Raw genomic sequence first — 23,995 nt, forward strand, 5'->3', positions numbered from 1 at the left:
GTTGAGTTATTGCTCTTGTCATATTTGTTATTTTGACACCTAGCAATAACTTCTTTCTTCCAAACTAATTACATCAAAATACAGGATGAAAAGATGAAACCTTTTCCTAGGCTTGGTCGCTTAAAGGCGACCTACTTAGCCATGCTCGGCTTATCGATTGCCCAACCAGCAACCGCAGAAGAATCATTTGTTACACAACAAAGTAAAGCGGATGCCCTTACATTCACTTTGATCACTGGGGACAAAGTGTCGGCTGTTGTCAATAAAGACGGCAAGCTAGGCGGCATTCGATTAGTGAATGCAGATGGTTCAGATACATTCACCAGTATCTTTAAACGTGGTAACAACACCTATGTTGTTCCAAACCATGCTCAAGCCTTAGTTGATTCAAATGCGATCGATTTAGAGTTATTTAACATTAATAAGTTATATGAATCGGGTTACGATGATGCATCAACCGACGCGCTCCCCGTCATTGTTGAATACCGCGACGGCACCCTTGCAGGACCTGCAGTCCCAGCAACGCTTGCTGGTATGTCATTAACCGGTGAAATTGAGCTAATCGACAGCGCCGCATTTGCAATCAACAAAGACAAAGCAGCGCAAACTTGGCAAACCCTGGTTGCACAAGCTGACGTTGAAGGTATTTGGCTTGATGCTGTCGTTCATGCTCACAAGGTTACCCAGTCAGAAACACTGACTCCAACAGTCCCACTAACCGGCGCATATGGTGAGTCAGCGATTAACTATAATGGCGAAGGTATTAAAGTTGCCGTACTTGATACAGGCTACGACACCGAGCACCCAGACTTACTAGGTCGTGTCATTGCATCACGTGATTTTACGTATTCGAGCAACGGTGTAGATGACTTAAATGGTCATGGAACTCATACAGCCTCAACCGTTGCAGGCAATGGCCATGAGTCAGCAGGCAAATGGGTCGGTGTGGCACCAGCCGCCGATTTAATTATCGGTAAAGTACTTGGTAATACAGGAGGAGGATCAACCTACGGTATTTTAAATGGCATGCAATGGGCGGTGCTTTCAGAGCAAGCTGACATTGTAAATATGTCATTGGGTGGCACAGCAACAACCTGTAGTGGCCCATTGGTTGAGATGGTTGAAGCGCTTAGCGATAAAGCTTTATTTGTTATCTCTGCGGGCAATAGCTTTACCCGTGAAACGATTGGTTCACCGGGCTGCGCGCCAAGTGCATTAACAGTGGGTGCTATTGATCGTGATGGCAATACGGCGTCGTTCTCTTCACGCGGTCCATCGCCAGATGGCCACTCAGCAAAACCAGATATTGCCTCGCAAGGTGTCTCTGTGGTTGCCGCGGCTTCTGGTGGCTTAGGTGATACGGCCTACCGCGTGTATTCAGGTACATCAATGGCTGCCCCTCATGTTGCCGGTGGTGCTGCAATTGTAATGCAAGCTCGCCAAGACCTTACGCCAAAAGAAATTAAAGACGTGCTTACATCATCTGTATTTAGTAGTGATTCCCACGTCCTTGAGCAAGGTGCCGGTGCCATGAATATCGACCGTGCCATTGACCAAGCTATTGTGGCCCCTGCAAACCGTGAACTTGGCTACTTTGATAATGCCAATAGTGCATTTACCGAAACACAGATCACGTTAACAAACACGTCTGATGAAAATATTAAATTAAAATTGAAATTAGATTTAATCGGTGAAGATGGCAAAACACAATTACCGGCGACCTTGGCAGGGTTAGATGTTAAATCTGTAACAATCCCAGCCAAAGGTGTTGCTCAAGTCCCTATGTGGATTGACCCTAGTGTGGCACTTAATAACAGTGCTTATGGTGCAATTACAGGTCGTATCACTGGCACAACCGTTGGCAATACTGATCAGCAAGTGACAGTGCCAGTGTCATTTTGGATTGACCAACCTCACGTTAATTTAACAGTAAACCTAACTGATCGCTGGGGTAATCAAGCCGGCTCGCCATCAAAGCTTTACTTAATAAATGAAGAAGATGATTGGGGCAGTCTTGTTAGGCTCACTGGGGGTAAAGCCAATATCGATGTACCTGCTGGCTACTATACGTTGATTGCTAACATTATGACTTACGATAATCCGCAAACCAGCTCTGGTTTAGTAGAATCAGCGGCACAAATGGCTGTATTAAATCGTAAGATTGATGGCAAAACAGAGATTAACTTTGATGCACGTAACGCTCAACCTGTCACCTTTAAAGCTGACCAGCCTCTTGATCCACAAGGTTATTCATTTGGCTTTACTTACGCGATTGACGATCAAGAAGTTGCGAAGCTTGCAGCTATCGAAATGGCTCCTGATTACGTAAATGATATGTATGCTTGGTCACAAGGTCATGACGACCGTTTTCGCTCATTTATCACCACCCGCGCAGTGGCTCCAGAAACAACCGTCAAAATGCAAAACGGGGTTGAACTTGATTACATCAAACAAGGTTTAGCACTGTCTTTTCATGGTGAAGGCTCTGCAGAAGTAGTGCCAGTAGGTGATGCTGGTTACAGCACTGACTGGAGCCAATTTGAGTTAGACGGAAAAATTGCGCTTATTGCTAACCCTAATTACCTCACGTCTTACATGGTCGGTAATGCAATGAAAAATGGCGCCAGCGGTGTGATTTTTTATCGTCCTGGTCGTGGCGGCCGATATAAAGGGGCAATCACAGGCACACCAAAAGTACCCGTGATTGGTATTAGTACCGAACAAGGTGAAGCCTTAATGGCAGAAATCGAAGCTGGCAACAATATCATTAGCTGGTCTGGTATTGCGGCTGAACGCTCACCTTATGCTTATTCAATCAACCATATTACTGATGGCCGAATTCAGGCTGGGCAAATCAATGTTGCGGAGCATAAAATGCATAAAATGAGTGCGTCTTATCATTCGCAAAATGATGAGCGCCCGGCATGGACTGATGTTATGGCAATGACCAACAGTACCGGAGAGTTCTACTCAACAGGTAGCTCACAGTTAATTATGTTGCCTCATCAGCGTGATGAATATTACACAGCAAGTACAAAAAATGCATGGACGAATGTCGTTATGCCAAACTATCAAATTCAAAGTGCTGGCGCTTATTTTGATGGTCCACGCGCTATGACTGAAGGTGCTGAGCAAAGCACTACTTGGTTTAAAGGTCCACGTGCTGGTAGCTTAGGCAGCAGTGGCTCAGCGATTATTAGCCGCGATACCAATGTCCTTTATTTTAATCTTGCTTCGTTTGGAGATGCCGCAAACCATGATGGTATCTTTGGCTTTATGGGTAGCTCAGCATTTGGTTTAAAAGTAAATGGTGAGCCAGCCTTTCCGTATCAAGGCACGTTAACGCTTGAACCGGGCTCTCATCAAATTACCTTAGAAATGCGTTCTTATGCCCGTGGTGTTGGTGAGCGCTCTCCAGTCAATGATAAGCTAGGTTCTCTTTACCAAGGTTTCTATACATTTACGGCTGACGAGCAGCAACAAGGTGTTCAGCCAATTTTAGTGCCTATGGTTGATTTACCTGTTGATATTAACAACAGCATGAAATCAGGTGACGCGGCTCACGTTAAGTTAACGGGTTTATTGGACGGTGTAGGTGAAGTGGCGCTGGCAGATGTACAGTTCCAATATGCGTACGGCCAAGAATGTACGATTGCTAACGTGCCTGCTTATATCTATTGCCCTGTATCAACGAAGTTCTCAAGCGAAAACTGGTTAGATGCACAAGTTGAACACATTGACGGTGAATGGGTAGCTACGATCCCTAATACTGGCAACGTCGGTGACTTTGTCCATATTCGTACGATTGTTTCTGATTATGGTTCAAGCCAAGCTGAGCAAATTACCATGCGAGCTTACATGTTAGATTAATTAGTTAGCGCTAATCAGCAAAGCCGCCTTCGGGTGGCTTTTTTCATGTAAAAACAACATGATCAAGTATTAAGAATCTAAATGCTCGTACTGACCACGATACACTTCGAAAGTCTTCACAACGGTGTGTTGCTCTTTACTTAGATTATCAAACCAGGTATCGAAACGCTCATCATCATCTTGTTCACTCAGAGCTAAATACTGTGCCAACAACTCAATAATATCGTTGTGAGTACACGACAAGGTGTCTACATGATTAGCTAAAACAGAATGGTCTTTATCGCGAAGCGTGTTCATTACATTTTGATCTAGTTCTTCACGGCTAGTTTTATCATTCACTTCCTTATCCTTCTTTAAAATAAGCACGCATACCTAGTTATAACAGCCTTACCGACAATATCCAGCTTTTTAAATCTAACTGCTTATTGATTGTTCAGCTTGTACAAAATTAAGACAACCCAATATAAATAAGAATCATTTTTATCTTGACCCAAATAGTCAACCACTCTATACTTGCTACATTATCACATAACAAAGAGTTCCATTATGAAGCCAAATATCCATCCTGATTACCAGCAAGTCGCGTTTCATGATACAGCGGCAGACAGCTATTTTATTATTGGTTCGACAATTAAAACTTCGCGCACAATTGAACTTGAGGGAAAAACCTACCCTTATGTGCCAATTGACGTATCAAGCGATTCACACCCGTTTTATACCGGTAAGCAAAAAGCCGTTGCAAGCGATGGCCGTGTTGCTGCGTTTAATCGTCGTTTCAAAAACTTAGCGAGCAAGTAGTTGCTATAGGTAAGAACATGAAAGTATTAAGTTCATTAAAAAGCGCGAAGAACCGCCCGGGCTGCCAAATCGTAAAGCGTAAAGGTCGTGTCTATGTTATTAATAAAGACAATCCGCGCTTGAAGGCAGTTCAGGGTAAAAAGAAAAAGCGTTAAAAAAGGTGCCTCGGCACCTTTTTAAAATTATAGTAAATCTAACTCAATAACTTTACTTACCAAATAACAACTCCCAAAAACCTGGCGGCTCATGTAGCTCATGGTATTTCTTACGTAGCTCATCAATAGATTTAAGCGGCGCTTTTGCAGCTTCAAGGCCACGGGTCGTTGCAAGTTGCTTAGCTTGCTTTGCTTGATTTATGACTTTATCAAGCCCTTCTAAAGACGCTGTTTTATGCTGTTTAAAATCAGCTGTTTTGGCTGTCTCTAACAACTCAATAAATTCATCGATAGCGGTATTAAAGGTGGCTAAATCAGTTGCTCGCACTGAGTTTTTATAAGCAAGCCCCATATTTTTCATATTGGCCTCAAGGTCAATATTGTTGGCCGCGCTCAGACTGGAAAAAACGATTAAAAAACTAATAAAAATGGCTTTCATACACTCTCAACCAAATACAAATTATGCACCCATTATAAAGCGAAACGCTACGTAAACCTAATGCCATTAAAATACCGAATACAGCAACAAAGTAAATATTCTGTAATCACCTTTTCACAACAAACAAAAAACACCTGAACCCCACAAAGAACCTAACACACTGTTTAAATTGAAATTAGATGTGTACAAATTGATACGTAGTTTTTGTTTGCAAATAATAGGGACAATGATAAAGTGCACCGCGTTAACATTTTAAGAACAACTGTTAACAACCCTTTAAGGGATAAAATAAAAACTAACAGGTGAAACAATGAAAAAACATAACATCTTAGGTGCAAGTATTAAGCTTGCCCTGTGCACATCTGCACTTGCAATTTCAGGTCAGTCATTTGCTGCTGATGAAGAAGGTGTACAAACAATCGACCGTATCGAAGTAACAGGTTCTCGTATTTTACGTGAAGGTGCTATTGCCCCTGCGCCAGTGACAGTTATCACTGGTGATGACTTAGTTAACACAGGCGCGGTTAATATCGGTGAGGCACTTAATAAATTACCAGCTCTTGGTAATACTTTTTCACTTTCAAACTCTGGCCGTTACATCGGTACTGCGGGTTTAAGTATTCTTGACTTACGTAATATGGGTACTGACCGTACGCTAGTACTTGTTAATGGTAAACGTCACGTTTCTAGCTCTGCAGGCTCTCAATCAGTTGATACAAATACAATTCCAAGCACATGGGTTGAGCGTGTTGAAATTATCACCGGTGGTGCGTCAGCTGTATACGGTGCCGATGCTGTAACGGGTGTAGTTAACTTCATTCTTAAAAAGAATATCGAAGGCTTTAGCGCAAGTGTAACTCGAGGCGAATCAGACCTAAGCGATTACAGCAACGAAAAAGCAACACTCTCTTACGGCACAAACTTCGATAATGATCGCGGTAACGTGGCATTCTCTGTTGAGTATTCGGGTCAAGATACTTTAAATGCGTTAGACCACCCTTGGACTGATGGCTCTTACCGCAATATGCGCAACACAGCTCAAACAGCTGAAAACAAAGATGATCCAGCTTTTCCTGACTACATTTATACGCCAAATGCAGGTTACTATGCGATTAATAACGCAGGTGTGTTTGCGCTAAGTAATGGCTTTGTAAATTCATTTAACCCAGATGGTACTTACCGCGAACTTAACATTGGTGACCAAGTTGATGGCCTTGCATGTGCTAACTGTGATTCATTTAACCTAGCACAGTTTAACCAAATTCAACCTGAGTTTGAACGCTACAACATTAACTTCAAAACGAACTACGATATCGCAGAGGGCATGAATGCGTATCTTGAAGCAAAGTATGTTAACAGCGAAGGCCAAAGCATTGGTCAGCCTGCATTCTTCTTCTTTAACCCAAATAACAGCATCAAGATTGATAACCCTTACCTTGACTCAAGCGTTAAAGATCTAATGGAACAAGAAGGTGTTAGCTCAATCATGGTTAACCGCATGATGACTGACTTAGGTCGTCGTGTTGAAAACAATACACGTGAAACAACCCGTTTTGTTGCAGGCTTAAAAGGCACGGTATTCAATGACTGGGAATTAGATGCGTCAGTTGTATATGGCCAAACTGATTTAGAGCGTGTTAATGGCGCTAACATGATCATGGCAAACTACTACAATGCCCTAGATGCTATTGATGATGGTTCAGGCAATGTTGTTTGTCGCAGCGAAGAAGCACGTGCTGAAGGGTGTGTACCTGTTAATATCATGGGCTTTGGTGCACCGAGCCAAGAAGCGATTGATTACATCAATACTGTTTCAGTAGGTACTTCAAAGATTACCCAAACAGTTGTGTCTGCTTCACTTGCAAATTCAGCAATTTATGAATTACCAGCTGGTTACATTGGTTTTGCAGCGGGTGTTGAATACCGTAAAGAAGAAAGCGAAACTGAAGAGCCAGACAACGCAGCCGGTACCTTCTTTAACGCGCTTGGCGAAGACAAAGGTGAGTTTGATGTAAATGAAATTTACTTCGAAGCATCAATCCCACTTCTTTCTGACTTACCTCTTGTTCAAGACCTAGTACTAGATACAGCGGTACGTTACGCTGACTACAGCACAATTGGTGATGCAACAAGCTGGAAACTTGGTTTAGATTGGACTGTAAACGATCAACTACGTGTACGTGCAACACAATCAGAAGCACTTCGTGCTCCAAACATTGGCGAAATCTTTGGTGCACCGAGCCAAACATTCTACAGTGTTGACGATCCATGTTTAGCTGATAACTTGAATGATCTACAAAATTCAGAAGTACGCCGCGCGAACTGTGCAGCTCTTGGTGTACCTGCTGATTTTGAATCAGACTACGATGCGCAAACCCTTGAAGGTTTAGTAAGTGGTAACCGAGATGTGAAAGGTGAAGAGTCAACCAGTACAACAATTGGTTTTGTTTACCAACCTTCATTCATTGAAAACGCTGTAGTGACAGTTGACTACTGGAAAATTGAACTTGAAGACGCGATTTCGACCATCGGTTCACAAGACATTCTTGACCGCTGTGTAGATGCAGAAGGTGGTATTAATAACCAATACTGTAACCTAATCACGCGTGATAGCAGCTCACATGAAATTACACTTATTCAAAACTCAGTTCTGAACGTGTCTGGTCAAGAAGCGTCAGGTGTTGACTTTGAATTAGGTTATGACTTTGATGCACTAGAAGGCAACTTCTCAACACGTTTAATTGGTACGTACTTAATTGAGCGTAAAACCTTCCCATTCCAAGACCAACCGAGCGACTACTATGAGTACGCAGGCACAACTGGCGAAGCGAAATGGCAAGCAAACCTTTCAATTTCTTATAAGCGTGATGGCTTCTTTACAACGTTTGATACACGTTATCTAGATGAAGTAAGCCTTTACACAGACCAAGAACTTGCAGATAACCCGAATCCAAATAGCTTAATGACATTTGGTACTTACGTTATCTCTGATGCAACAATTGGTTATAACTTTGAAAATGGTTTTGGTGTGAAGCTGGGTGTAGATAATATCTTCAACCGCAAACTTCCATACGGTACGTTAGGTACAGGTTCTGGTAGTGCAAGTTACGACAACATCGGTCGTTTCGGCTACTTAAGACTATCTTACGATTTCTAATCGTAAAATATTTGATTCTCTTGGGGCTGCACATTTGTGTAGCCCTTTTTCTATCAGATATTTAAAAACTATCCTATGCCAATCATTTACTTAAAACCTGAAAATTCAAGCTATACTCTTCCCTATCGGCCTTTTAACTTAATAAGACTATGCTCAAAACGGTATTTATCATTATCTGCCTATTTTGCTTACCGAGTGTTTTTGCCAAGCAAAAAATTATTTTTATAAACCCAGGTCATGCCGATACCAATGTCACAGGCCCGTTTTGGTTTGAAGTGTCGCAGTTGATGCGTGATGCTGCTAAAGACTTTGATCTCGATTTAACAATTCATTATGCCAACCGAAATCATATTGAAATGAAGTCATTAGTGGCTAATGCGATTAAAGCAAAGCCAGATATGCTGATTTTAGTTGATGAGAAAAGTGTGCTTACCCAACAACTTTTAAGCTTAAAGCACATCTCTACGCCCATCTATTTTTTACTTAACCGCCCATCAGAACAAGAGCTAAAACGTTTGATTGATCATGGCATTAATATCGCAGGTAGCGTGGTGCCCGATAACAAACAAGCGGGTCAATTATTAGCTGAAAAACTTATTGAAAAAGCTCAGCACACGGCAAATATTCTCGCGATTAATGGTGATTACACCACCCATGCAGCACTTAATAGAGAGCAAGGTTTAGAGCAAAGTGTTCAAACGCATGATAATGCTAATATCACCGCTAAAACAGTTGCCAACTGGTCAGCAACACAAGCGTATCGCCAGAGTCTTGGCTACTTTAGCCATCAATCTAACATCAATATGGTTTGGGCTGCCAATGATGCCATGGCATTAGGGGCTATTGCAGCGCTTGATGAGTTAAATAAACGCAAAGATGTATTGGTTGGCGCAATAAATTGGCCACTCAGAGTTGTGGCAGAAAAAATAGACGTCACTATCGGCGGTCATGTCACACTAGGAGCTTTAGCTATAGTAAATGTTCATGATCTACTCAATAATTACGCAACCGGAACTATGCATCATGAAGTGGCCATTTTCAGCCAACATAGCGAACAAACGCTTAAGCTAGTTGAACAAATTCACAGTGATAACTTAGCAATTAACTTTCGCGTTTTCAGTAATGCGAATAAAAATGCCCTTCCCTTCAGTGTTGAATCACTTCTTTTAGAGGTAACCAATAGCAAACTGTAAAGGGCATTTACATTATTTATTACTGAGCCAAACTGCTTGATATGGGGTTAGCGACATTGTTTGTGTTTGCTCAGTAATTTGCTCACCGCTAATTAAATCTCGCCATTGCTCGGTACCAATCAAATTTAAGTCGGCAAGCGTAAGCGTTTGCGGCTCGTCACTAATGTTATAAACACAAAACATACTTTGCGAACGGTTGATACTTTGTCGCCAAAAACCAAAGAGCCCTTCGCTTAAATGTAACGTATATTGCGTCGCATTAGGGTGAAATGCACTTTGCGCCTTACGAATAGCCATTAGGTTTTTCATCGCTTTAAACACAGTACGATGATGGGCATTTTCATTACTCAGCTTTGCTAGTAAATCTGACTCTTGCCAGCGGTGTCGGTTAATCGCTCGGTTATGTTGGCTGTTTTCAAAGCGTTCATAATCATTGGTGGTACCGAGTAAGCTATGAATATACAAACCTGGAATACCTTCAAGCGCAAACATAATGGCATGCGCACATAAAAAGCGTGCAACACCCCATTTATCTGGGCCTTTATGGGTACCTTGCAACGCATCAAATAAGGCAATGTTTAACTCATAAGGGGTATTGGTGCCATCTGGGGCGGTACGTAATGAAACTTTTCCGCCATATTTCGCAGTCGTATTCACCATTTCGGCAATTTCACTTTGCTCTAACAAGCCTTCAACGGGGCGCAAGCCAATACCATCATGTGAAGCTATAAAGTTAAAGTATGCCGTCCCTTCTTGAGGAGGAGGCATACTCATCATCCAATGTTTTAATGCGGTGCTGTCACCACTGAGTAAAGTGTGTAATAACAGCGGTGGTAATGAGAAGTTATAGATACAGTGCGCTTCATTGGCATTACCAAAGTACGATAAGTTTTCACGGTTCGGGATATTAGTTTCTGTGATAATAATCACATTAGGCTCAAAATGCTCAATAAGGGTGCGAAGCAGCCTGATCACTTCGTGCGTCTCAGGCAGGTTAATGCAGCGGGTATTGAGTTTTTTCCATAAAAAAGCCACCGCATCAAGGCGGAATATACGCACACCGTTATCTAAATAATGACGAATAATGCTGACAAATTCATTGAGCACATCTGGGTTAGCAAAATCAAAGTCGACTTGGTCATGACTAAAGGTACACCACACATGTTGCAAACCGTCTTTAGTTTCAACCGCCTGTAAAAGGGGTGATGTTCTCGGGCGAACAACTTGCACAAGGTCATCACTCTGGCTTGCCGTTTTAAAATACCCTTTTCCCGGCTCTTTGCCCTGAATAAAGTTTTCAAACCAAACGCTACGGCTAGAGCAATGGTTGATCACCAAATCTGCCATCAACCTAACATCCGCTGAAATATCGCGGATATGTTGCCAACTACCTAACGCTTCATTCACTTGCACATAATTCATTACCGCGAAGCCTTCATCTGAGCTATATGGGTAAAACGGCAAGATGTGTAGTGCATTAAGCTCAGGTAAGCATTGGTTTTTTACAAAGCGATGTAACGTATGCAAAGGCGGCTCTTCAGGCTTAGCAACTGCTTCATCCGTATTAGCATGACGAATAATCGAATCACCGTAGGCAATTAAAATCATATCTTGCTCATCCCAACGGTTTTTATGCGGCGTTGGGTCTCGAACAGGATCATCACCTAACATGGTATTGATTAATCTATCTGCGAGTTGTTCAAGCGTTGTTGATAACTCAACTTCGCCGTAGATGCAGGTTAAATGCTGAATAACCCTTTGTTGCAAAAGCTCTAAAGTCACGTGCCTTCCCCGTTAAATATATTCTTTGTTATCAAGCTCTACGGCTTCTTCTAAGCGAGCAAACACCTCCGGCATTGCCGAAGCTACTCGGTTCCAACTCGGCACAAAGGGTGCTTCCATTGGGTTTTCTAAAAAGTGCTGACCTGCATTCATAATATTTTGAGCAAACATTTCAACGGCTTTTTCTTCATGATGAATATCAAGTGTTAAGCCATTCATTAACGCATCGTTGTGATAAGTTTCAATAAAATCGAGAGCAATACGGTAATAGGTTGCCTTTAATGAGCGAATCGTTTCTGTCGTAAAAGTCACCCCTTGGGTAGCCAGCTTTCTGAATAAAGCTTTGGTGATATCAATCGACATTTTCGACAAGCCCGCCGCTTGGTTTTCTAGCGATAAGTCTTGGTGTTTGTGATCATAGTTATCAGCAATATCTACCTGACATAAACGGTTATGCGAGTAATTACGATACATCTCTGATAGCACGCCAATTTCTAAGCCCCAGTCACTTGGAATACGAATATCATTAAGTACATCACGACGGAATGAAAACTCACCCGCTAGCGGGTAACGAAATGAATCCATATATTCTAAATAATCGTTGCTACCTAAAATTGTTTTAAACGAACGCAATAACGGCGTTACCAGCAAACGTGACACACGGCCATTAATTTTGCCCTCAGCGGTGCGCGGATAAAACCCTTTACAAAATTCATAGTTAAAACGAGGGTGAGCAACGGGGTAAATTAAACGTGCTAATAGCGCTCTGTCGTAAGTCAAAATATCGCAGTCATGCAGTGCAATTGACTCTACTTTTGAGGTTGCCAACTTATAGCCCATGCAATACCAAACATTGCGACCTTTACCTAGCTCTCGTGGCGCAACGCCCAATTTTTGTAGTTCTTTATCAAGAGCTTGTAAACGCGGGCCATCATTCCAAAGTACCTTATGAGGCTGATCAAGCTCCGCAAAAAACTGCAGTGCATGGCGATATTGGCTTTCATCAGCGCGATCTAGACCAATGGTAATTTGCGATAAATAAGGCACATGTTTCAGCTCAGCAATAATATTTTGCAGAGCGGGTCCTTCTAACTCACTGTAAAGCGAAGGCAAAATCAGGCCCATTGGGCGTTGTTTTGAAAAGCCCAACAACTCTTTTTCTAGTTCTTCTACTGGGCGGTCAGCAATATTGTGTAAGGTCGTGATAATGCCATTTTGATAAAAATCAGCCATGAGATTGCTCCTGTTTTGCTGCAAAACGCGCTTTGATGATAGTTAACGCAGAAACTTCTTGAACCCAACCTGCTGGGGCGGGCTTTTCGCTGAGCTGCCATGCTTTTTGTAATATTTGTGATTGCACTTGGCTGCCAGGGTTATTGATTAAAATAGCGGTGTCGGCCGCCTTTAGCATGGCTACATCGTTTTGACTGTCGCCAAGCGCTATCACAGTAAAAGGATTGCGATAGGCTTTTTTGAACTGATTTAACAGCCACTTTTGTGCAAGTCCTTTATTGTTACCTTTGGTTAAATGGATAAAACGCCCGCCAACAAGCACTTCGTAGCCTGCTTGGCTCATTGCATCTATCAAACCTTGCTTTTCTTCCTCACTACCCGAAAAACAAACCGGATCTGAGTATTGTCTTTGTAGAGCCAATTCACTTTTATCGACGGGGAGTCCTGTTAACTCGGCTATTTCTTGTGCACTAAATTGGCTAAACAAACGTACACAATGACTAAATTGGCTAGCATATTGTTTAAGATCTTCATGCAATTTATCGGTACTTTGCGTCATGGCAAAGCGCCAATAACCTTTATATTCATCACAGCCAATCGGCTTTACTTTGAAATAGTCTTTCGGGATATAAACAGCAGCACCATTTTCCACAATAAAGGGCTGGTGATGATCCAAACCTTTTTGAATATCAGTGACTTCAGCAAAGGTTTTGCTGGTGTTAAAAATCACATTGACACCGGTATCATTCAACTTTGCCAAAAATGGTTTGATCACCTCACATTCGTAACTATCGTGATCGAGCAATGTGCCGTCTAAGTCAGTAAAAATAAGTGGCTGAGCAATCTGGTCAGCGAGAAGTTCCATCTTGGTGATATCACGCTCGGTATCAAGCAATAATAACGCATCCACGCTGTGCGCAAGAGTGGCTAAGTTTTCCCGCGTAATACGTTCAAAATGAGAGATAAAACGCTTTAAACTCACTTCGTCAAACGTGCCCTGCCCCTGGCCTTTTTTGGCAATTAGTTTATGCTCTTGCTCTAAGCGCCACGCATACACATCTTCAAATGAAGGCGCTTTTAACATAATGGTGTAATCGGCCATTGCGAATACATTTTGATATTCATTCGCTAAGCAACTATTTACGCAGCGACGCCAAATGCCGTCGGCATCTTCTAGTTGCTCTAATTCATTTACCGGAGTTTGCAGTTGATAAGGCTGCTGAGGTGTACTGGCTACACACCAGCCTTCAAAAAACAGGATATCAATCGGTTTTTGGTTGCTAGGCCACTGGTCTTTTGGCACCGGATCATCAGTTAGTTTATCAAATTGAGGTAATGGCACTTCCACTTTGCCTGCCAACAAAGCTGATAAGGTTTGTTCCATTAATTGCGTATCATGCGTACCCGGTACACCACGACTCGCAAACAAAGGATGAACATCTTTAGCAAGCTCGTTGCGTGCATCACGACTTAAATAAAAGTCATCGATTGATAATGACACGCTATTAAATTCGGTATTGCTATTAACCCAGGTCACTAAGAAATCAGCGAGGGTCGTTTTACCTGAGCCTTGGCAGCCATTAATCGCCACCAGCATAGGTTGGCCGGTCATTTTTGCGCTTAAGATATCGTGCGCGAGGGGTATAAAAAACTGCTCACTTAAGTATTGATACTTGAGTGGTAACTGATGCTTCGCTAAAAACGGGGTAATATCCACAACATTTGCCTCTTGCATAATCGCTCCTACCAGTATGACATAGAGATAAATGCAGTTAGTAGACCAGTTTTATAATTCCTTATTTTTTAAATGGTTACAAAAAAAGCGCATATTTAATGCGCTTTTTTGGTGCAATATTCAAGCAGTTTTTAAGTTCTAATCAGCTTGTTGCACTGCTTTGGGGAGAACAGCATTTAAGATAATCCCCAAAATTGCGCATAAGCTCACACCTTGCAAACTAAACTCATCACCACCGATATGCATACCACCAATACCAAACACTAAAATCAGTGCGATGATAGTCAAGTTGCGAGGCGCGGTAAGGTCTTCACCTGATTTTACTAAGGTATTTAAACCAACAACGGCGATAGAGCCAAATAGCAAAATCATGATGCCGCCCATCACCGGTACCGGAATCGTTTGTAAACCCGCGCCCATTTTTGCCACAAACGCCAGCACAATAGCGATGATTGCGGTCCAAAGCATCACTCGAGGGTTGAAGTTACGTGTAAGCATTACCGCCCCCGTTACCTCAGAGTACGTTGTATTAGGTGGACCACCAAAAACCGATGCCGCAGAGGTTGCTAAGCCATCACCTAGTAAAGTGCGGTGTAAACCCGGTTTCTTTAAATAGTCTTTACCTGTTACTTGGCTAATAGCCATCATGTCGCCAATATGTTCAATTGCTGGCGCAATAGCCACAGGCACCATAAATAAAATAGCCTGCCATTTAAACTCAGGATAAGTAAATGCCGGTACCGCAAACCAGTTTGCTTCGGTGACCGCATTAAATTCAACAATACCTATAAATAACGAAGCAAGGTAACCTGCTACCACACCAGCAAGAATAGGAATAAGTTTAAATACACCTTTACCCCATACCGCAAAAATCAGCGTAACCAGTAATGATAAACCAGAAACCCAAATTGCTTGCTCATAAGGAACTAATTGTGCACTGCCATCCCCTGCTTTACCCATTGCCATATTCACAGCGACTGGGGCTAAGGCTAGACCAATCACCATGATCACAGGGCCAACAACCACAGGCGGTAACACCTTGTGCAGCGCATTCACGCCTTTAAATTTTACTATCAAGCTAAGCGCAACATAGCAAAAGCCTGCCACCATCAAACCGCCCATAGTTGCGGGAATGCCCCACATTTGCACCGAGGCGATAATAGGTGCGATGAAAGCAAAAGACGATGCTAAAAAGATGGGAACTTGGCCTTTAGTAACCACATGAAACAGTAAAGTTCCTAAACCTGCGGTAAATAAAGCCACATTGGGATCAAGGCCTGTTAGTAACGGCACAAGCACCAGTGCGCCAAATGCTACAAACAGCATTTGCGCGCCAGTTAGAATGGTTTTTAACGAAAATGTTTGATGATTTTCCACGTGAGCGCCTTACACTGTGCCAAAAATCTTGTCACCGGCATCTCCTAAGCCTGGAATGATATATCCTTTTTCGTTTAAATGACTGTCTAAAGATGCTGTGAAAATTTCAACATCAGGGTGGGCTGCAAGGGTTTTTTCTACGCCCTCTGGTGCTGCCACTAATACAATCACTTTAATATCTTTACAACCTGCTTTTTTAAGCATATCGATAGTTGCAATCATTGAACCACCGGTTGCAAGCATTGGGTCAATAACAAGGCTTAAACGCTCATCAATTTTACCAACCAGTTTTTCAAAATAAGGCACTGGCTCCAATGTTTCTTCGTTACGCTGAAGACCAACAACACTTACTTTTGCAGCAGGTAATAACTGCATAACACCATCCATCATACCAAGGCCGGCACGTAGAATAGGCACAACAGTAATTTTTTTACCTTTGATATGTTCTACATCTAATGTTGAACCATCCCATCCAGTGATTTGTACGCTTTCTAATGGTAGGTTTTTTGTTGCTTCGTAAGTAAGCAAAGTACCTACTTCAGACGACAGCTCACGAAAACTTTTAGTACTAATACCTTCTGCACGCATAAGGCCAAGTTTGTGTTGAACTAACGGATGAGTAATTACATGGATAGACATAAGTAGAACCTAAATGAGATAAATTACGCCTATTTTAGCGCAAAATAGTCTTCTCGACTGCAAAAAATGCATGTTCATCGCATTAATTCTTTGAATTGGTCTAAAATTACACTATCAGCTGCAAATATTAATTTTTTTGCAACAACACGCACCGGCAATGTTTAACATTTTATTTATTTTGGGCCTGCAGTAATGAAAACGTTTATCTTCACTTCGATACTACTTTTGTGTATTTGCCTACCGGTCCACAGTGAAACACTCGATATTCAAGTTATGGCAGACTTTGTTCCGCAAGATGGCGGTAACCCTGAAAATGAGGCCACCACGTTTTTGCTGGCTGCCGCAGCTGAATTAGGCGATGAAATCAGCCTACATTTTATACCTGCAAGCCGCTTAAGAGAGTGGCAGCAATTAAGAAAAATGAACAATGTTTGCTTGTACAATAAATTAAAAACCCCAGAGCGTGAAGCTCATGCTGTGTTTAGTCAGTACCCTCTGATGGCATTTCCTTCAAATAAACTGGTGGTATTTAATAAGCCCACCATTCCAGACGCTATTACCCTACTACAAGCTATCTATTACTATGACTTAACAATTGGCGTCACTAAAGGCCGTTCATACTCAGAAGAGATTGATAAGTTTGTTCGTTTAAATGATGAGCACTTTTTTATACTCGATGGGGCAACAAATGCACCAAGGCTCGGGCAAATGTTATTTCAAAATAAAATTGATGCCGTTTTAGAATACCAAACTGTATTTAGCAACCGTTATAAACGTTTCCCCGGTCTGAGTAGTATTCGTTATATAAGCCTTAAACCAGAAAAAGCCGCCGTGTTTGGTTATATTGCTTGTTCACCAACAGAGGTCGGCAAACAAGCAATCGCGCTGTTCAATAAAGCGCTTAAAACTGAAAAGGTACGCACATTAATTAGTGAGCGCCTGATGGAGTTATTTCACGAAGGTGAAAACACACAAATAGTAAATGCCTTCAATGCAGCGTTTGAGCACTAAGCCGATAAAATCTGCTCCATAACCCAACTTGTGTGTAGTGCGCTCTCACCGGTTGATGGGTGGGGTTGCTGAGCATGAAAATAGTTCGCCATATTTTCAACATGATATTGTTGAATATGTGCAGGGTTATCAATTACGAACTGTTGTTTGCCCTGTGCGTTGTTAAGCACAATCGGTTTTTCGTCAAACACACTAAAGCTAAGCTCGCCTTCACTGCCATAAATCATCACATCATCAAAACGATTTGCTGAAGCAAAGTTCCAGCTCCCGGTGCCGGTAACACCAGATTGATGCTGCCAGTGCGCGGTAATAGCATCGAATGCTGAATATGAGCCCTGTTGATTAGCACATAAACCATGCACCGTACTAAAGTCACCTAAAAGGTAGGCAAGTAAATCAAGACCATGGCTGGCTAAATCGTCGAAGTAACCTCCTCGTGCCACATTTTGATCTGTGCGCCAGTTGTACTCACCCGATAAATCAAGAGCGTTAGGAGCTTTACTTAAATGCCAACTAACATGACGAGGCTTACCAATCGCACCTTGCTCTAATAACTGTTTAACGTGATTAAAGCGTGGTAATGAACGGCGATAATAAGCCACAAATAGCGGCTGTTTAGCCTCTTTAAACGCTGCAACAATATCAAGGCTGTCTTGATAACTTGGCGCCAGTGGCTTTTCAATACAACAAGGTTTACCTGCCGCAGCAACCTCAAGAGCATACGCTTTATGGCTATCTGGCGGCGTGGCAATATACACGGCATCAACACTGGTATCGTTAATGAGTTCGCTTGGCGATGCGAACACCTTTGCGACATTATGGCGTTTAGCGTAATCATGTGCTTTTTCTAAGTCGCGGCGTGTCACCCCAATAAGCGCAATACCTTTTGCTTGTTGATAAGCAGGGCCGCTTTTCACTTCAGTTACAGCACCACAGCCGATAATGGCAAATCGCATTGGCTTATTCATTGCTAATCCTTTATTTTTAAATACGTTACAAATTGCTGCTGCATGTAGCCGTTTATTTTTGCATGATCAGGGCTCCAACCTGCTAAAAAGCGATAAAAATCGCTCCATGCGTAACACCAAAGCGCTCGCCAACTGCTAACAACATGCGCTGGGTTTACATTCGGTTGATAACGTTTTAGTGCCTGTATGAGGGTGTCAAAATAGCGATTTAAATAGTCATCTGCAACTGATTTTAATGCCGTATCATCTAAGCAACTGCCTAAAAAATACATTACATCAATCACCCCAACACCCTTGCCAACATATTGAAAATCATAGCCAAGAACATGCTGGTTTTGTGGCGCAATCGCAAAATTGGCAAGCTTAGCATCACCATGAATTAATGTTTGGTAAGGTGACTCATTCAACGCTATATCAATAGCGTGCGCCTGCGCTTTTAAGCTTAAATCGCTCATACGCTTTAGCTCATCGGGCCGCGTTGCTAAATGCCAATAACTACCTCGCGGCCAAAGGCCATCGGCAGAGCTTGCTAAATGAAAAGCATGAAAGTGTGCAAGCCAGTTTATAATTGCTTGAATGTCGCTGTGTGTAGCACTTGCAGGCTGGTAGCCAAGCGCACTGAAATCACTAAATACCAGCGCTTGTTTACTGCCCTGTTGTATTGCCTCAATACAGTGGATAGCCGCAGCTTCATGGGGTAATTGCTCTGCGTAATGCCGATACCAATTAAATTCGAATAAGTAAGATTGGCGCTTTCTGGCAAGTGCAAAATCACTTTGTTTTATACGACTATGATTGATCTGACTAGGCACTTCAATCGCTTTAATTACCGCAGCAGCACCATTCATTTGGCAACGAATAATCTCACCGCATCCACTCCATACTGATGCAGCTTGCTGTAGCTCTGTAATATTTGAAAAGTGACAAGTAACGAATTGCCTAAGATCCATAACGCTCTGTAATTTATATAAACCGATGGCAATGGTAGGTGATATTGGCTATTGGCACAACGGCCTATAGGCAATAAAAAACCCGTGCTAAGCACGGGTTTTCGAAGATAAAGTCCTAATACTACTCAGGACTTGCATTGTTGAATTACTCGTTTACCACACTTTTAAGTGGGTTTACTGGCTTTGCATTGTCATCCAGTAGGTTCATATCAAAGTCGAACTCATCAACACGAATCGCTTTTTCACGCTTCTTGTTGTAATCAATCAGTTTTGCATATTCTTCTTCGTTGATAACACTTGCAACAAGTGCATTATCAAGCGTTTCTGCAAAACGAACGCCCGGCTTAATAGTTTTAGCACGCAGAGCTTTTTTAACTTTCTTAAGTAAATCAAGGCACGCCATTTTCGCTTTGTACGCTTGCTCATTGATGTAATGACCATCACCTTCAATTGGGTTAACCAAGTGAGTGATTTGCGCTTTAAATGCCGTATCCATTTGCGCTTGAGTCGCAAGTTCACGGATTAAATCATCGCTGATCTTAGGCATTTTCATTGAGTAGTTCATCGTAATGAAACGCATAAATTTACGAGTACCACTTGCAGGGAAGTTATCTAAGAACTTATGCAATGCTTCTTCAGCGCTTTGTAGTGCAAAGCGAGTCGCATAGTGGAAGTAAGGCGCAGCTTGCTCACGTTCACTGCTTGCTACTTTTTGCTCGTAGTATTTAATTGATGCCATCGCCGCATATAAGAAGCTCATTACGTCGCCTAAACGTGCAGATAACATTTCTGCTTGCTTAAGTTTGCCACCTAGTACCAATAACGAGAAGTCAGCGTAAACTGCAAGTTTTGCAGATAATTTATGCGCTGCTTTTTCGTATTCACGTACTTCTGGTAGTGACGATTTAGCACCCGCAGTAAACGGTAATACGCCTAAACGGAAAGCTCGTAAGCTATTAGCTACGCTGTAACCCACTGTTTTACGTAAGATGCTGTTGAATTCTTTATCTGCATTTTTGTCTTCGCTGTGGATAGACTCAACCATAGTTTGTAGGTAAGGGTGACAACGCATTACACCTTGACCAAAAATCATAAGGTTACGAGTAAGAATGTTTGCACCTTCAACCGTGATTGCGATTGGTTGTGCAACATATCCACTTGCTAATGTATTTTGCGGACCATTTTGAATTGCTTTACCTGCTTGAATATCCATTGCTGAATCAAGCACGTTACGACCAATTTCTGTCATGTGGTATTTAGCAATCGCAGTAACTACAGATGGTTTTAAGCCCATGCCTAAACCTTCTGTTGTTAGAACACGCATTGCTTCTTGAAGGTAAGTTTTACCTGCGATATCAGCAAGCTTCTCTTGGATACCTTCGAATTGACCAATCGCCAGACCAAACTGCTCACGTACTGCTGCGTACTCAGAAGCACCTTTGAATGCCACTTGTGATGAGCTAACACCTAATGCCGGTAGAGAGATACCACGGCCTGCACCTAAACAGCTAACCAGCATTTGCCAGCCACGACCGATGTTCTTTTGACCACCAATGATGAAGTCCATTGGTACAAATACTTTTTCGCCGCGAGTCGTACCGTTGTAAAAACGGATACCCATAGGATCATGACGATTACCAAGTTCAACACCTGGGTGATCTTTAGGAATAAGCGCACAGGTGATACCTAAGTTTTCTTTACCACCTAGTAAACCATCAGGGTCAACTACCTTAAATGCTAAACCTAATACTGTCGCAATTGGCGCAAGTGTGATGTAGCGTTTGTCCCAGGTAATTTCTAAACCTAATACTTCTTCGCCATTGAACTGACCACGTTTAACAACACCGATATCTGGAATACCACCCGCATCTGAACCCGCTTCTGGGCTAGTTAGTGCGAAACATGGAATATCACGACCATTTGCAAGACGCGGTAAGTAGTGATCTTGTTGCTCTTTAGTACCAAAGTGAAGTAATAGCTCACCTGGGCCTAAAGAGTTAGGAACCATCACGGTTACCGCAACCGCAGAACTCTTAGTCGCGATAGTCGCAACGATTGTTGAGTTTGCATAAGGGCTGAACTCTAAACCGCCGAATGATTTAGGAATGATAAGCGAGAAAAAACGCTCTTTTTTCAAGAAATCAAGAATGTAGTCAGGAAGATGAACACCGTTTTGAATTTCAGAATCATCAATCATAGATAATAATTCTTTCACTGGGCCATCTAAGAATGCTTGCTCTTCAGCGCTCAGCTTAGCTGCTGGCACGTCACGAAGTGCATCGAAATCAGGTTTACCTTGGTAGATTGAACCTTCTAACCAAACATCACCCGCATCTAACGCTTCTTGTTCTGTAATTGAAATACTAGGTAATACTTTTTTTAATTTTGTACGTAAGCTCATAATAAACTCATCCGACCAGATAGTAATACCTACATTACGTCATAAAACGAGCAATAGATCAATTGGTCCAACCAGTTTTTTTAACATTTTTTTATATTTATTTTTTCTTTGCACGCTAAGCACTTGAATACAATGGGTTTACACGTGTACGCTCAAACGCCTTTTTTTATCCCGAAATGGTTAACAACTAAAGGCTGAAAACAAAAAGCCCAACTAAAAAGTTGGGCTTAGGTATAAATACTGAAGGAATGGCTTAGAGCTCATCTTCGATAGGGAATAACGAAATAAACCACACTTGAAAACGTCGCCACGAAGACGTTTGTGGCTCTTCATCAAACTGCTCATTACTCACTGTGTCGAGCCAAACTAAGTCATTATCTTTAAGCTCGACTTTCCAGGCATATTCAGGCATTTGCGTATCAACCCAATGGGCCAAAAAGCGGCTAAGCTTTTCGCTTTCGATTAAAACGCCCATCTCGGTATTTAAATCAAGCGAGCGAGGGTCGAGGTTCATGGTGCCCACAAAAATCTTTTTATCATCAAAGGTCATGGTTTTTGCGTGTAAACTTGCTTGTGATGACCCAGTTACTTTACGCCCCGCTTTGCGCTTAATGGCCATTAAATCACTGGGTTTTAACTCCCACAGCTTAACCCCGCCTTTTACGAGATCTTCTCGGTACTTTTTATAACCAGCATGCACCGCAGATACATCGGTAGCAGCTAAAGAATTAGTCAGTACAGTGACATCAACACCCTGCTTTGCCCAATTGGTCAGTAATTTAACGCCCTGCTCACGAGGAATAAAATACGGCGACACAATAATTGCTTTTTGTTTCGGCTCGCCCATTTCTTTAAACAACATTGGCGACATATTGGCCGATTTTTCACTGACGTCGTTCATTACCTTATCGGGATGATCATAAAACAACACAGACTTTTGCCAATCGAATTCTATTTCATCGTGCAATAAGCGTTTTACAAAGGCGCTTTCGCGTAACTGCTCAACGTAATTACTCTGCTGATTCTGCTCAACATAGGTCGATAAGGATTTAGTGATATCAATAAGTGATTGCTCATCACGTTCACCGTGCAAATCTTCAACAGGGTAAGACAGCTGATGATTCCAATATAAATCAAATGCTTTTGATGCCTCTGGCACAATTTCGCCAACACTCATAACATCTAAATCAATAAATTCAGAATGATCTTCAGCCGAGAAATACGCATTACCTATGTTGCGCCCACCGGTGATAAAAATCCGATTATCAACGATAAAGTTCTTGTTATGCATGCGTCTAGAAAGCTGGCTAAAGTTGGTAACAAAACCAAGCGCTCTAAAACGACGGTTAGGAAATGGATTAAATAATCGAACTTCAATATTAGGGTGAACAGCCAGTGCTGCTAAATCAAGCTCACTGTCGGCTTGCGATAAGTCATCAAGCAACAAGCGAACTCTTACTCCCCTATCTGCGGCTTTTAATAAAAAGGCCGTAAATAAAATGGTGGTTTGCTGTCTGTGGTATAAATAGTACTGCACATCAATAGTGTGCTCTGCAGAATCAATGAGTGCCAACCTAGCTACAAAGGCATCGACCCCATCTGCTAAAGGATAAAACCCTGATAACCCAGGATGATTATTACCCACTGCATCTCCTATGGTACTGGGTGTATCCGCTGCAATGGCATAGCTTGGTTGAATGGACTCTCGTGAAGGTAACTGCGCACAGCCCGCGGTGATTAAAATGAGTACTGCACAAAAAAGTGATTTTGAAGAGTCTATTATCATGGCTTCCTACCAATGACCGTGTGATACACGTATCTGCTTTGTTATAACCCTAATAAATGAAGGGGTTAAAAGCAAATAAAAACTCGTAAGTATGGGGATAAATTAGAAGAATTAAACGAAGGAAAAATTGTTAAGCACGCATGCTTAAGAGCAAGTAATTAAGCTACTTGCTCAGTGATATCTGCAATTTCGATCAGTTTGCGATTAAGTATTTTTTTACAACAACCACAACACTTGCCGCACTGGCTACCCACTTGCAGCTCTTTAGATAAATCGCGCATCGTCATAGCGCCATCATCAATTGTTTGTTCGATTTTTTTATCAGTCACACCATGACATAAACAGATATACATGAATGCAAACCACTCTCATTTCTCTTGATGGTCAGCATATTAATCTAAACGGTAATAGTTCGCAATAGTGTTATAGGCAATATTTGCATAACTTTTATACCTAAAACTCATAATTAGCACACAACTAAAAATTTTCCCTTATGATTTG

The 23,995-nt window shown here is 42.0% G+C and carries 18 protein-coding genes; 6 read left to right on the forward strand and 12 right to left on the reverse strand.

Going from position 1 to position 23,995, the window contains the following annotated elements; translation table 11 throughout:
- Nucleotides 1-93: 93 nt before the first annotated feature.
- Entirely contained in the window at nucleotides 94-3,870 is a 3,777-nt protein-coding gene (locus VRK28_RS03490) for a S8 family serine peptidase (RefSeq protein WP_332393350.1), read from the forward strand.
- A gap of 69 nt (nucleotides 3,871-3,939) precedes the next feature.
- On the opposite strand, the gene VRK28_RS03495 is transcribed toward VRK28_RS03490, so the two are convergent.
- Nucleotides 3,940-4,167, reverse strand: coding sequence for a hypothetical protein (locus VRK28_RS03495; RefSeq protein WP_220095044.1), 228 nt, complete (start codon nucleotides 4,165-4,167; stop codon nucleotides 3,940-3,942).
- 249 nt (nucleotides 4,168-4,416) lie between these two features.
- Between VRK28_RS03495 and VRK28_RS03500 the strand changes: the two genes are divergently transcribed.
- Entirely contained in the window at nucleotides 4,417-4,668 is a 252-nt protein-coding gene (locus VRK28_RS03500; protein ID WP_058584106.1) for a type B 50S ribosomal protein L31, read from the forward strand.
- A 17-nt stretch (nucleotides 4,669-4,685) separates the two neighbouring features.
- Complete coding sequence (ykgO, locus tag VRK28_RS03505; RefSeq protein WP_058584105.1) at nucleotides 4,686-4,823, forward strand: type B 50S ribosomal protein L36; 138 nt, start codon at nucleotides 4,686-4,688, stop codon at nucleotides 4,821-4,823.
- A gap of 52 nt (nucleotides 4,824-4,875) precedes the next feature.
- On the opposite strand, the gene VRK28_RS03510 is transcribed toward ykgO, so the two are convergent.
- On the reverse strand, nucleotides 4,876-5,262 hold the full coding sequence (locus tag VRK28_RS03510) for a cytochrome b562 (protein WP_062565726.1): 387 nt from the start codon (nucleotides 5,260-5,262) through the stop codon (nucleotides 4,876-4,878).
- A 310-nt stretch (nucleotides 5,263-5,572) separates the two neighbouring features.
- Here VRK28_RS03510 and VRK28_RS03515 point away from each other — a divergent pair, with 310 nt between their 5' ends.
- Both VRK28_RS03515 and VRK28_RS03520 read left to right on the forward strand, forming a co-directional pair.
- A complete protein-coding gene (locus tag VRK28_RS03515; RefSeq protein ID WP_269407192.1) occupies nucleotides 5,573-8,419 on the forward strand; it encodes a TonB-dependent receptor plug domain-containing protein in 2,847 nt (948 codons plus the stop codon).
- A gap of 149 nt (nucleotides 8,420-8,568) precedes the next feature.
- The gene (locus tag VRK28_RS03520) at nucleotides 8,569-9,612 is read left to right on the forward strand and encodes an ABC transporter substrate-binding protein (RefSeq protein WP_332393357.1); all 1,044 of its coding nucleotides are present in this window, start codon (nucleotides 8,569-8,571) and stop codon (nucleotides 9,610-9,612) included.
- A gap of 12 nt (nucleotides 9,613-9,624) precedes the next feature.
- Here the strand turns inward: VRK28_RS03520 and VRK28_RS03525 are convergent, their stop codons facing one another.
- The 5 genes from VRK28_RS03525 to upp form a co-directional block, all read right to left on the reverse strand.
- Nucleotides 9,625-11,394: a sugar phosphorylase gene (locus VRK28_RS03525; protein ID WP_062565729.1), complete on the reverse strand. Its 1,770-nt coding sequence runs from the start codon at nucleotides 11,392-11,394 to the stop codon at nucleotides 9,625-9,627.
- A 12-nt stretch (nucleotides 11,395-11,406) separates the two neighbouring features.
- On the reverse strand, nucleotides 11,407-12,627 hold the full coding sequence (locus tag VRK28_RS03530) for a hypothetical protein (RefSeq protein WP_054562434.1): 1,221 nt from the start codon (nucleotides 12,625-12,627) through the stop codon (nucleotides 11,407-11,409).
- Nucleotides 12,620-14,362: an HAD-IIB family hydrolase gene (locus VRK28_RS03535; RefSeq protein ID WP_062565730.1), complete on the reverse strand. Its 1,743-nt coding sequence runs from the start codon at nucleotides 14,360-14,362 to the stop codon at nucleotides 12,620-12,622. Before VRK28_RS03535 ends, VRK28_RS03530 begins: the two co-directional genes overlap by 8 nt.
- Nucleotides 14,363-14,500: 138 nt before the next feature.
- Entirely contained in the window at nucleotides 14,501-15,739 is a 1,239-nt protein-coding gene (locus VRK28_RS03540; RefSeq protein ID WP_062565731.1) for a uracil-xanthine permease family protein, read from the reverse strand.
- A 9-nt stretch (nucleotides 15,740-15,748) separates the two neighbouring features.
- Nucleotides 15,749-16,378, reverse strand: a complete 630-nt coding sequence (gene upp, locus VRK28_RS03545; RefSeq protein ID WP_054562437.1) for a uracil phosphoribosyltransferase — start codon at nucleotides 16,376-16,378, stop codon at nucleotides 15,749-15,751.
- Nucleotides 16,379-16,570: 192 nt separating this feature from the next.
- Between upp and VRK28_RS03550 the strand changes: the two genes are divergently transcribed.
- Nucleotides 16,571-17,389, forward strand: coding sequence for an ABC transporter substrate-binding protein (locus VRK28_RS03550; RefSeq protein ID WP_130167654.1), 819 nt, complete (start codon nucleotides 16,571-16,573; stop codon nucleotides 17,387-17,389).
- Here the strand turns inward: VRK28_RS03550 and VRK28_RS03555 are convergent.
- From VRK28_RS03555 to VRK28_RS03575, 5 genes are all read right to left on the reverse strand, one after another.
- Nucleotides 17,386-18,357 carry a Gfo/Idh/MocA family protein gene (locus VRK28_RS03555; protein WP_062565733.1) on the reverse strand — a complete coding sequence of 324 codons (972 nt, stop codon included), beginning with the start codon at nucleotides 18,355-18,357 and terminating at the stop codon, nucleotides 17,386-17,388. The two genes, VRK28_RS03550 and VRK28_RS03555, sit on opposite strands and share 4 nt — an antisense overlap.
- 2 nt (nucleotides 18,358-18,359) lie before the next feature.
- Nucleotides 18,360-19,307, reverse strand: coding sequence for an aminoglycoside phosphotransferase family protein (locus VRK28_RS03560; protein ID WP_062565734.1), 948 nt, complete (start codon nucleotides 19,305-19,307; stop codon nucleotides 18,360-18,362).
- 145 nt (nucleotides 19,308-19,452) lie between these two features.
- Nucleotides 19,453-21,708 (reverse strand): acyl-CoA dehydrogenase, encoded by a 2,256-nt coding sequence (locus VRK28_RS03565; RefSeq protein ID WP_054562441.1) that lies wholly within the window; start codon nucleotides 21,706-21,708, stop codon nucleotides 19,453-19,455.
- 253 nt (nucleotides 21,709-21,961) lie between these two features.
- Nucleotides 21,962-23,494 carry a phospholipase D family protein gene (locus tag VRK28_RS03570; RefSeq protein WP_332393365.1) on the reverse strand — a complete coding sequence of 511 codons (1,533 nt, stop codon included), beginning with the start codon at nucleotides 23,492-23,494 and terminating at the stop codon, nucleotides 21,962-21,964.
- A gap of 158 nt (nucleotides 23,495-23,652) precedes the next feature.
- A complete protein-coding gene (locus VRK28_RS03575; RefSeq protein WP_054554573.1) occupies nucleotides 23,653-23,847 on the reverse strand; it encodes a (2Fe-2S)-binding protein in 195 nt (64 codons plus the stop codon).
- Nucleotides 23,848-23,995 lie beyond the last annotated feature (148 nt).

It is taken from the genome of Pseudoalteromonas sp. P80D2 (genome assembly GCF_036680945.1).
Taxonomy (GTDB): Bacteria; Pseudomonadota; Gammaproteobacteria; order Enterobacterales; family Alteromonadaceae; genus Pseudoalteromonas; species Pseudoalteromonas shioyasakiensis.

What these genes read in the sequence shown, in the direction of transcription:
- VRK28_RS03490 (WP_332393350.1), top strand. Translation starts at nt 94, where the DNA reads ATGAAACCTTTTCCTAGGCTTGGTCGCTTAAAGGCGACCTACTTAGCC.
- VRK28_RS03495 (WP_220095044.1), bottom strand. Translation starts at nt 4,167, where the DNA reads ATGAACACGCTTCGCGATAAAGACCATTCTGTTTTAGCTAATCATGTA.
- VRK28_RS03500 (WP_058584106.1), top strand. Translation starts at nt 4,417, where the DNA reads ATGAAGCCAAATATCCATCCTGATTACCAGCAAGTCGCGTTTCATGAT.
- ykgO (WP_058584105.1), top strand. Translation starts at nt 4,686, where the DNA reads ATGAAAGTATTAAGTTCATTAAAAAGCGCGAAGAACCGCCCGGGCTGC.
- VRK28_RS03510 (WP_062565726.1), bottom strand. Translation starts at nt 5,262, where the DNA reads ATGAAAGCCATTTTTATTAGTTTTTTAATCGTTTTTTCCAGTCTGAGC.
- VRK28_RS03515 (WP_269407192.1), top strand. Translation starts at nt 5,573, where the DNA reads ATGAAAAAACATAACATCTTAGGTGCAAGTATTAAGCTTGCCCTGTGC.
- VRK28_RS03520 (WP_332393357.1), top strand. Translation starts at nt 8,569, where the DNA reads ATGCTCAAAACGGTATTTATCATTATCTGCCTATTTTGCTTACCGAGT.
- VRK28_RS03530 (WP_054562434.1), bottom strand. Translation starts at nt 12,627, where the DNA reads ATGGCTGATTTTTATCAAAATGGCATTATCACGACCTTACACAATATT.
- VRK28_RS03535 (WP_062565730.1), bottom strand. Translation starts at nt 14,362, where the DNA reads ATGCAAGAGGCAAATGTTGTGGATATTACCCCGTTTTTAGCGAAGCAT.
- upp (WP_054562437.1), bottom strand. Translation starts at nt 16,378, where the DNA reads ATGTCTATCCATGTAATTACTCATCCGTTAGTTCAACACAAACTTGGC.
- VRK28_RS03550 (WP_130167654.1), top strand. Translation starts at nt 16,571, where the DNA reads ATGAAAACGTTTATCTTCACTTCGATACTACTTTTGTGTATTTGCCTA.
- VRK28_RS03555 (WP_062565733.1), bottom strand. Translation starts at nt 18,357, where the DNA reads ATGAATAAGCCAATGCGATTTGCCATTATCGGCTGTGGTGCTGTAACT.
- VRK28_RS03560 (WP_062565734.1), bottom strand. Translation starts at nt 19,307, where the DNA reads ATGGATCTTAGGCAATTCGTTACTTGTCACTTTTCAAATATTACAGAG.
- VRK28_RS03565 (WP_054562441.1), bottom strand. Translation starts at nt 21,708, where the DNA reads ATGAGCTTACGTACAAAATTAAAAAAAGTATTACCTAGTATTTCAATT.
- VRK28_RS03570 (WP_332393365.1), bottom strand. Translation starts at nt 23,494, where the DNA reads ATGATAATAGACTCTTCAAAATCACTTTTTTGTGCAGTACTCATTTTA.
- VRK28_RS03575 (WP_054554573.1), bottom strand. Translation starts at nt 23,847, where the DNA reads ATGTATATCTGTTTATGTCATGGTGTGACTGATAAAAAAATCGAACAA.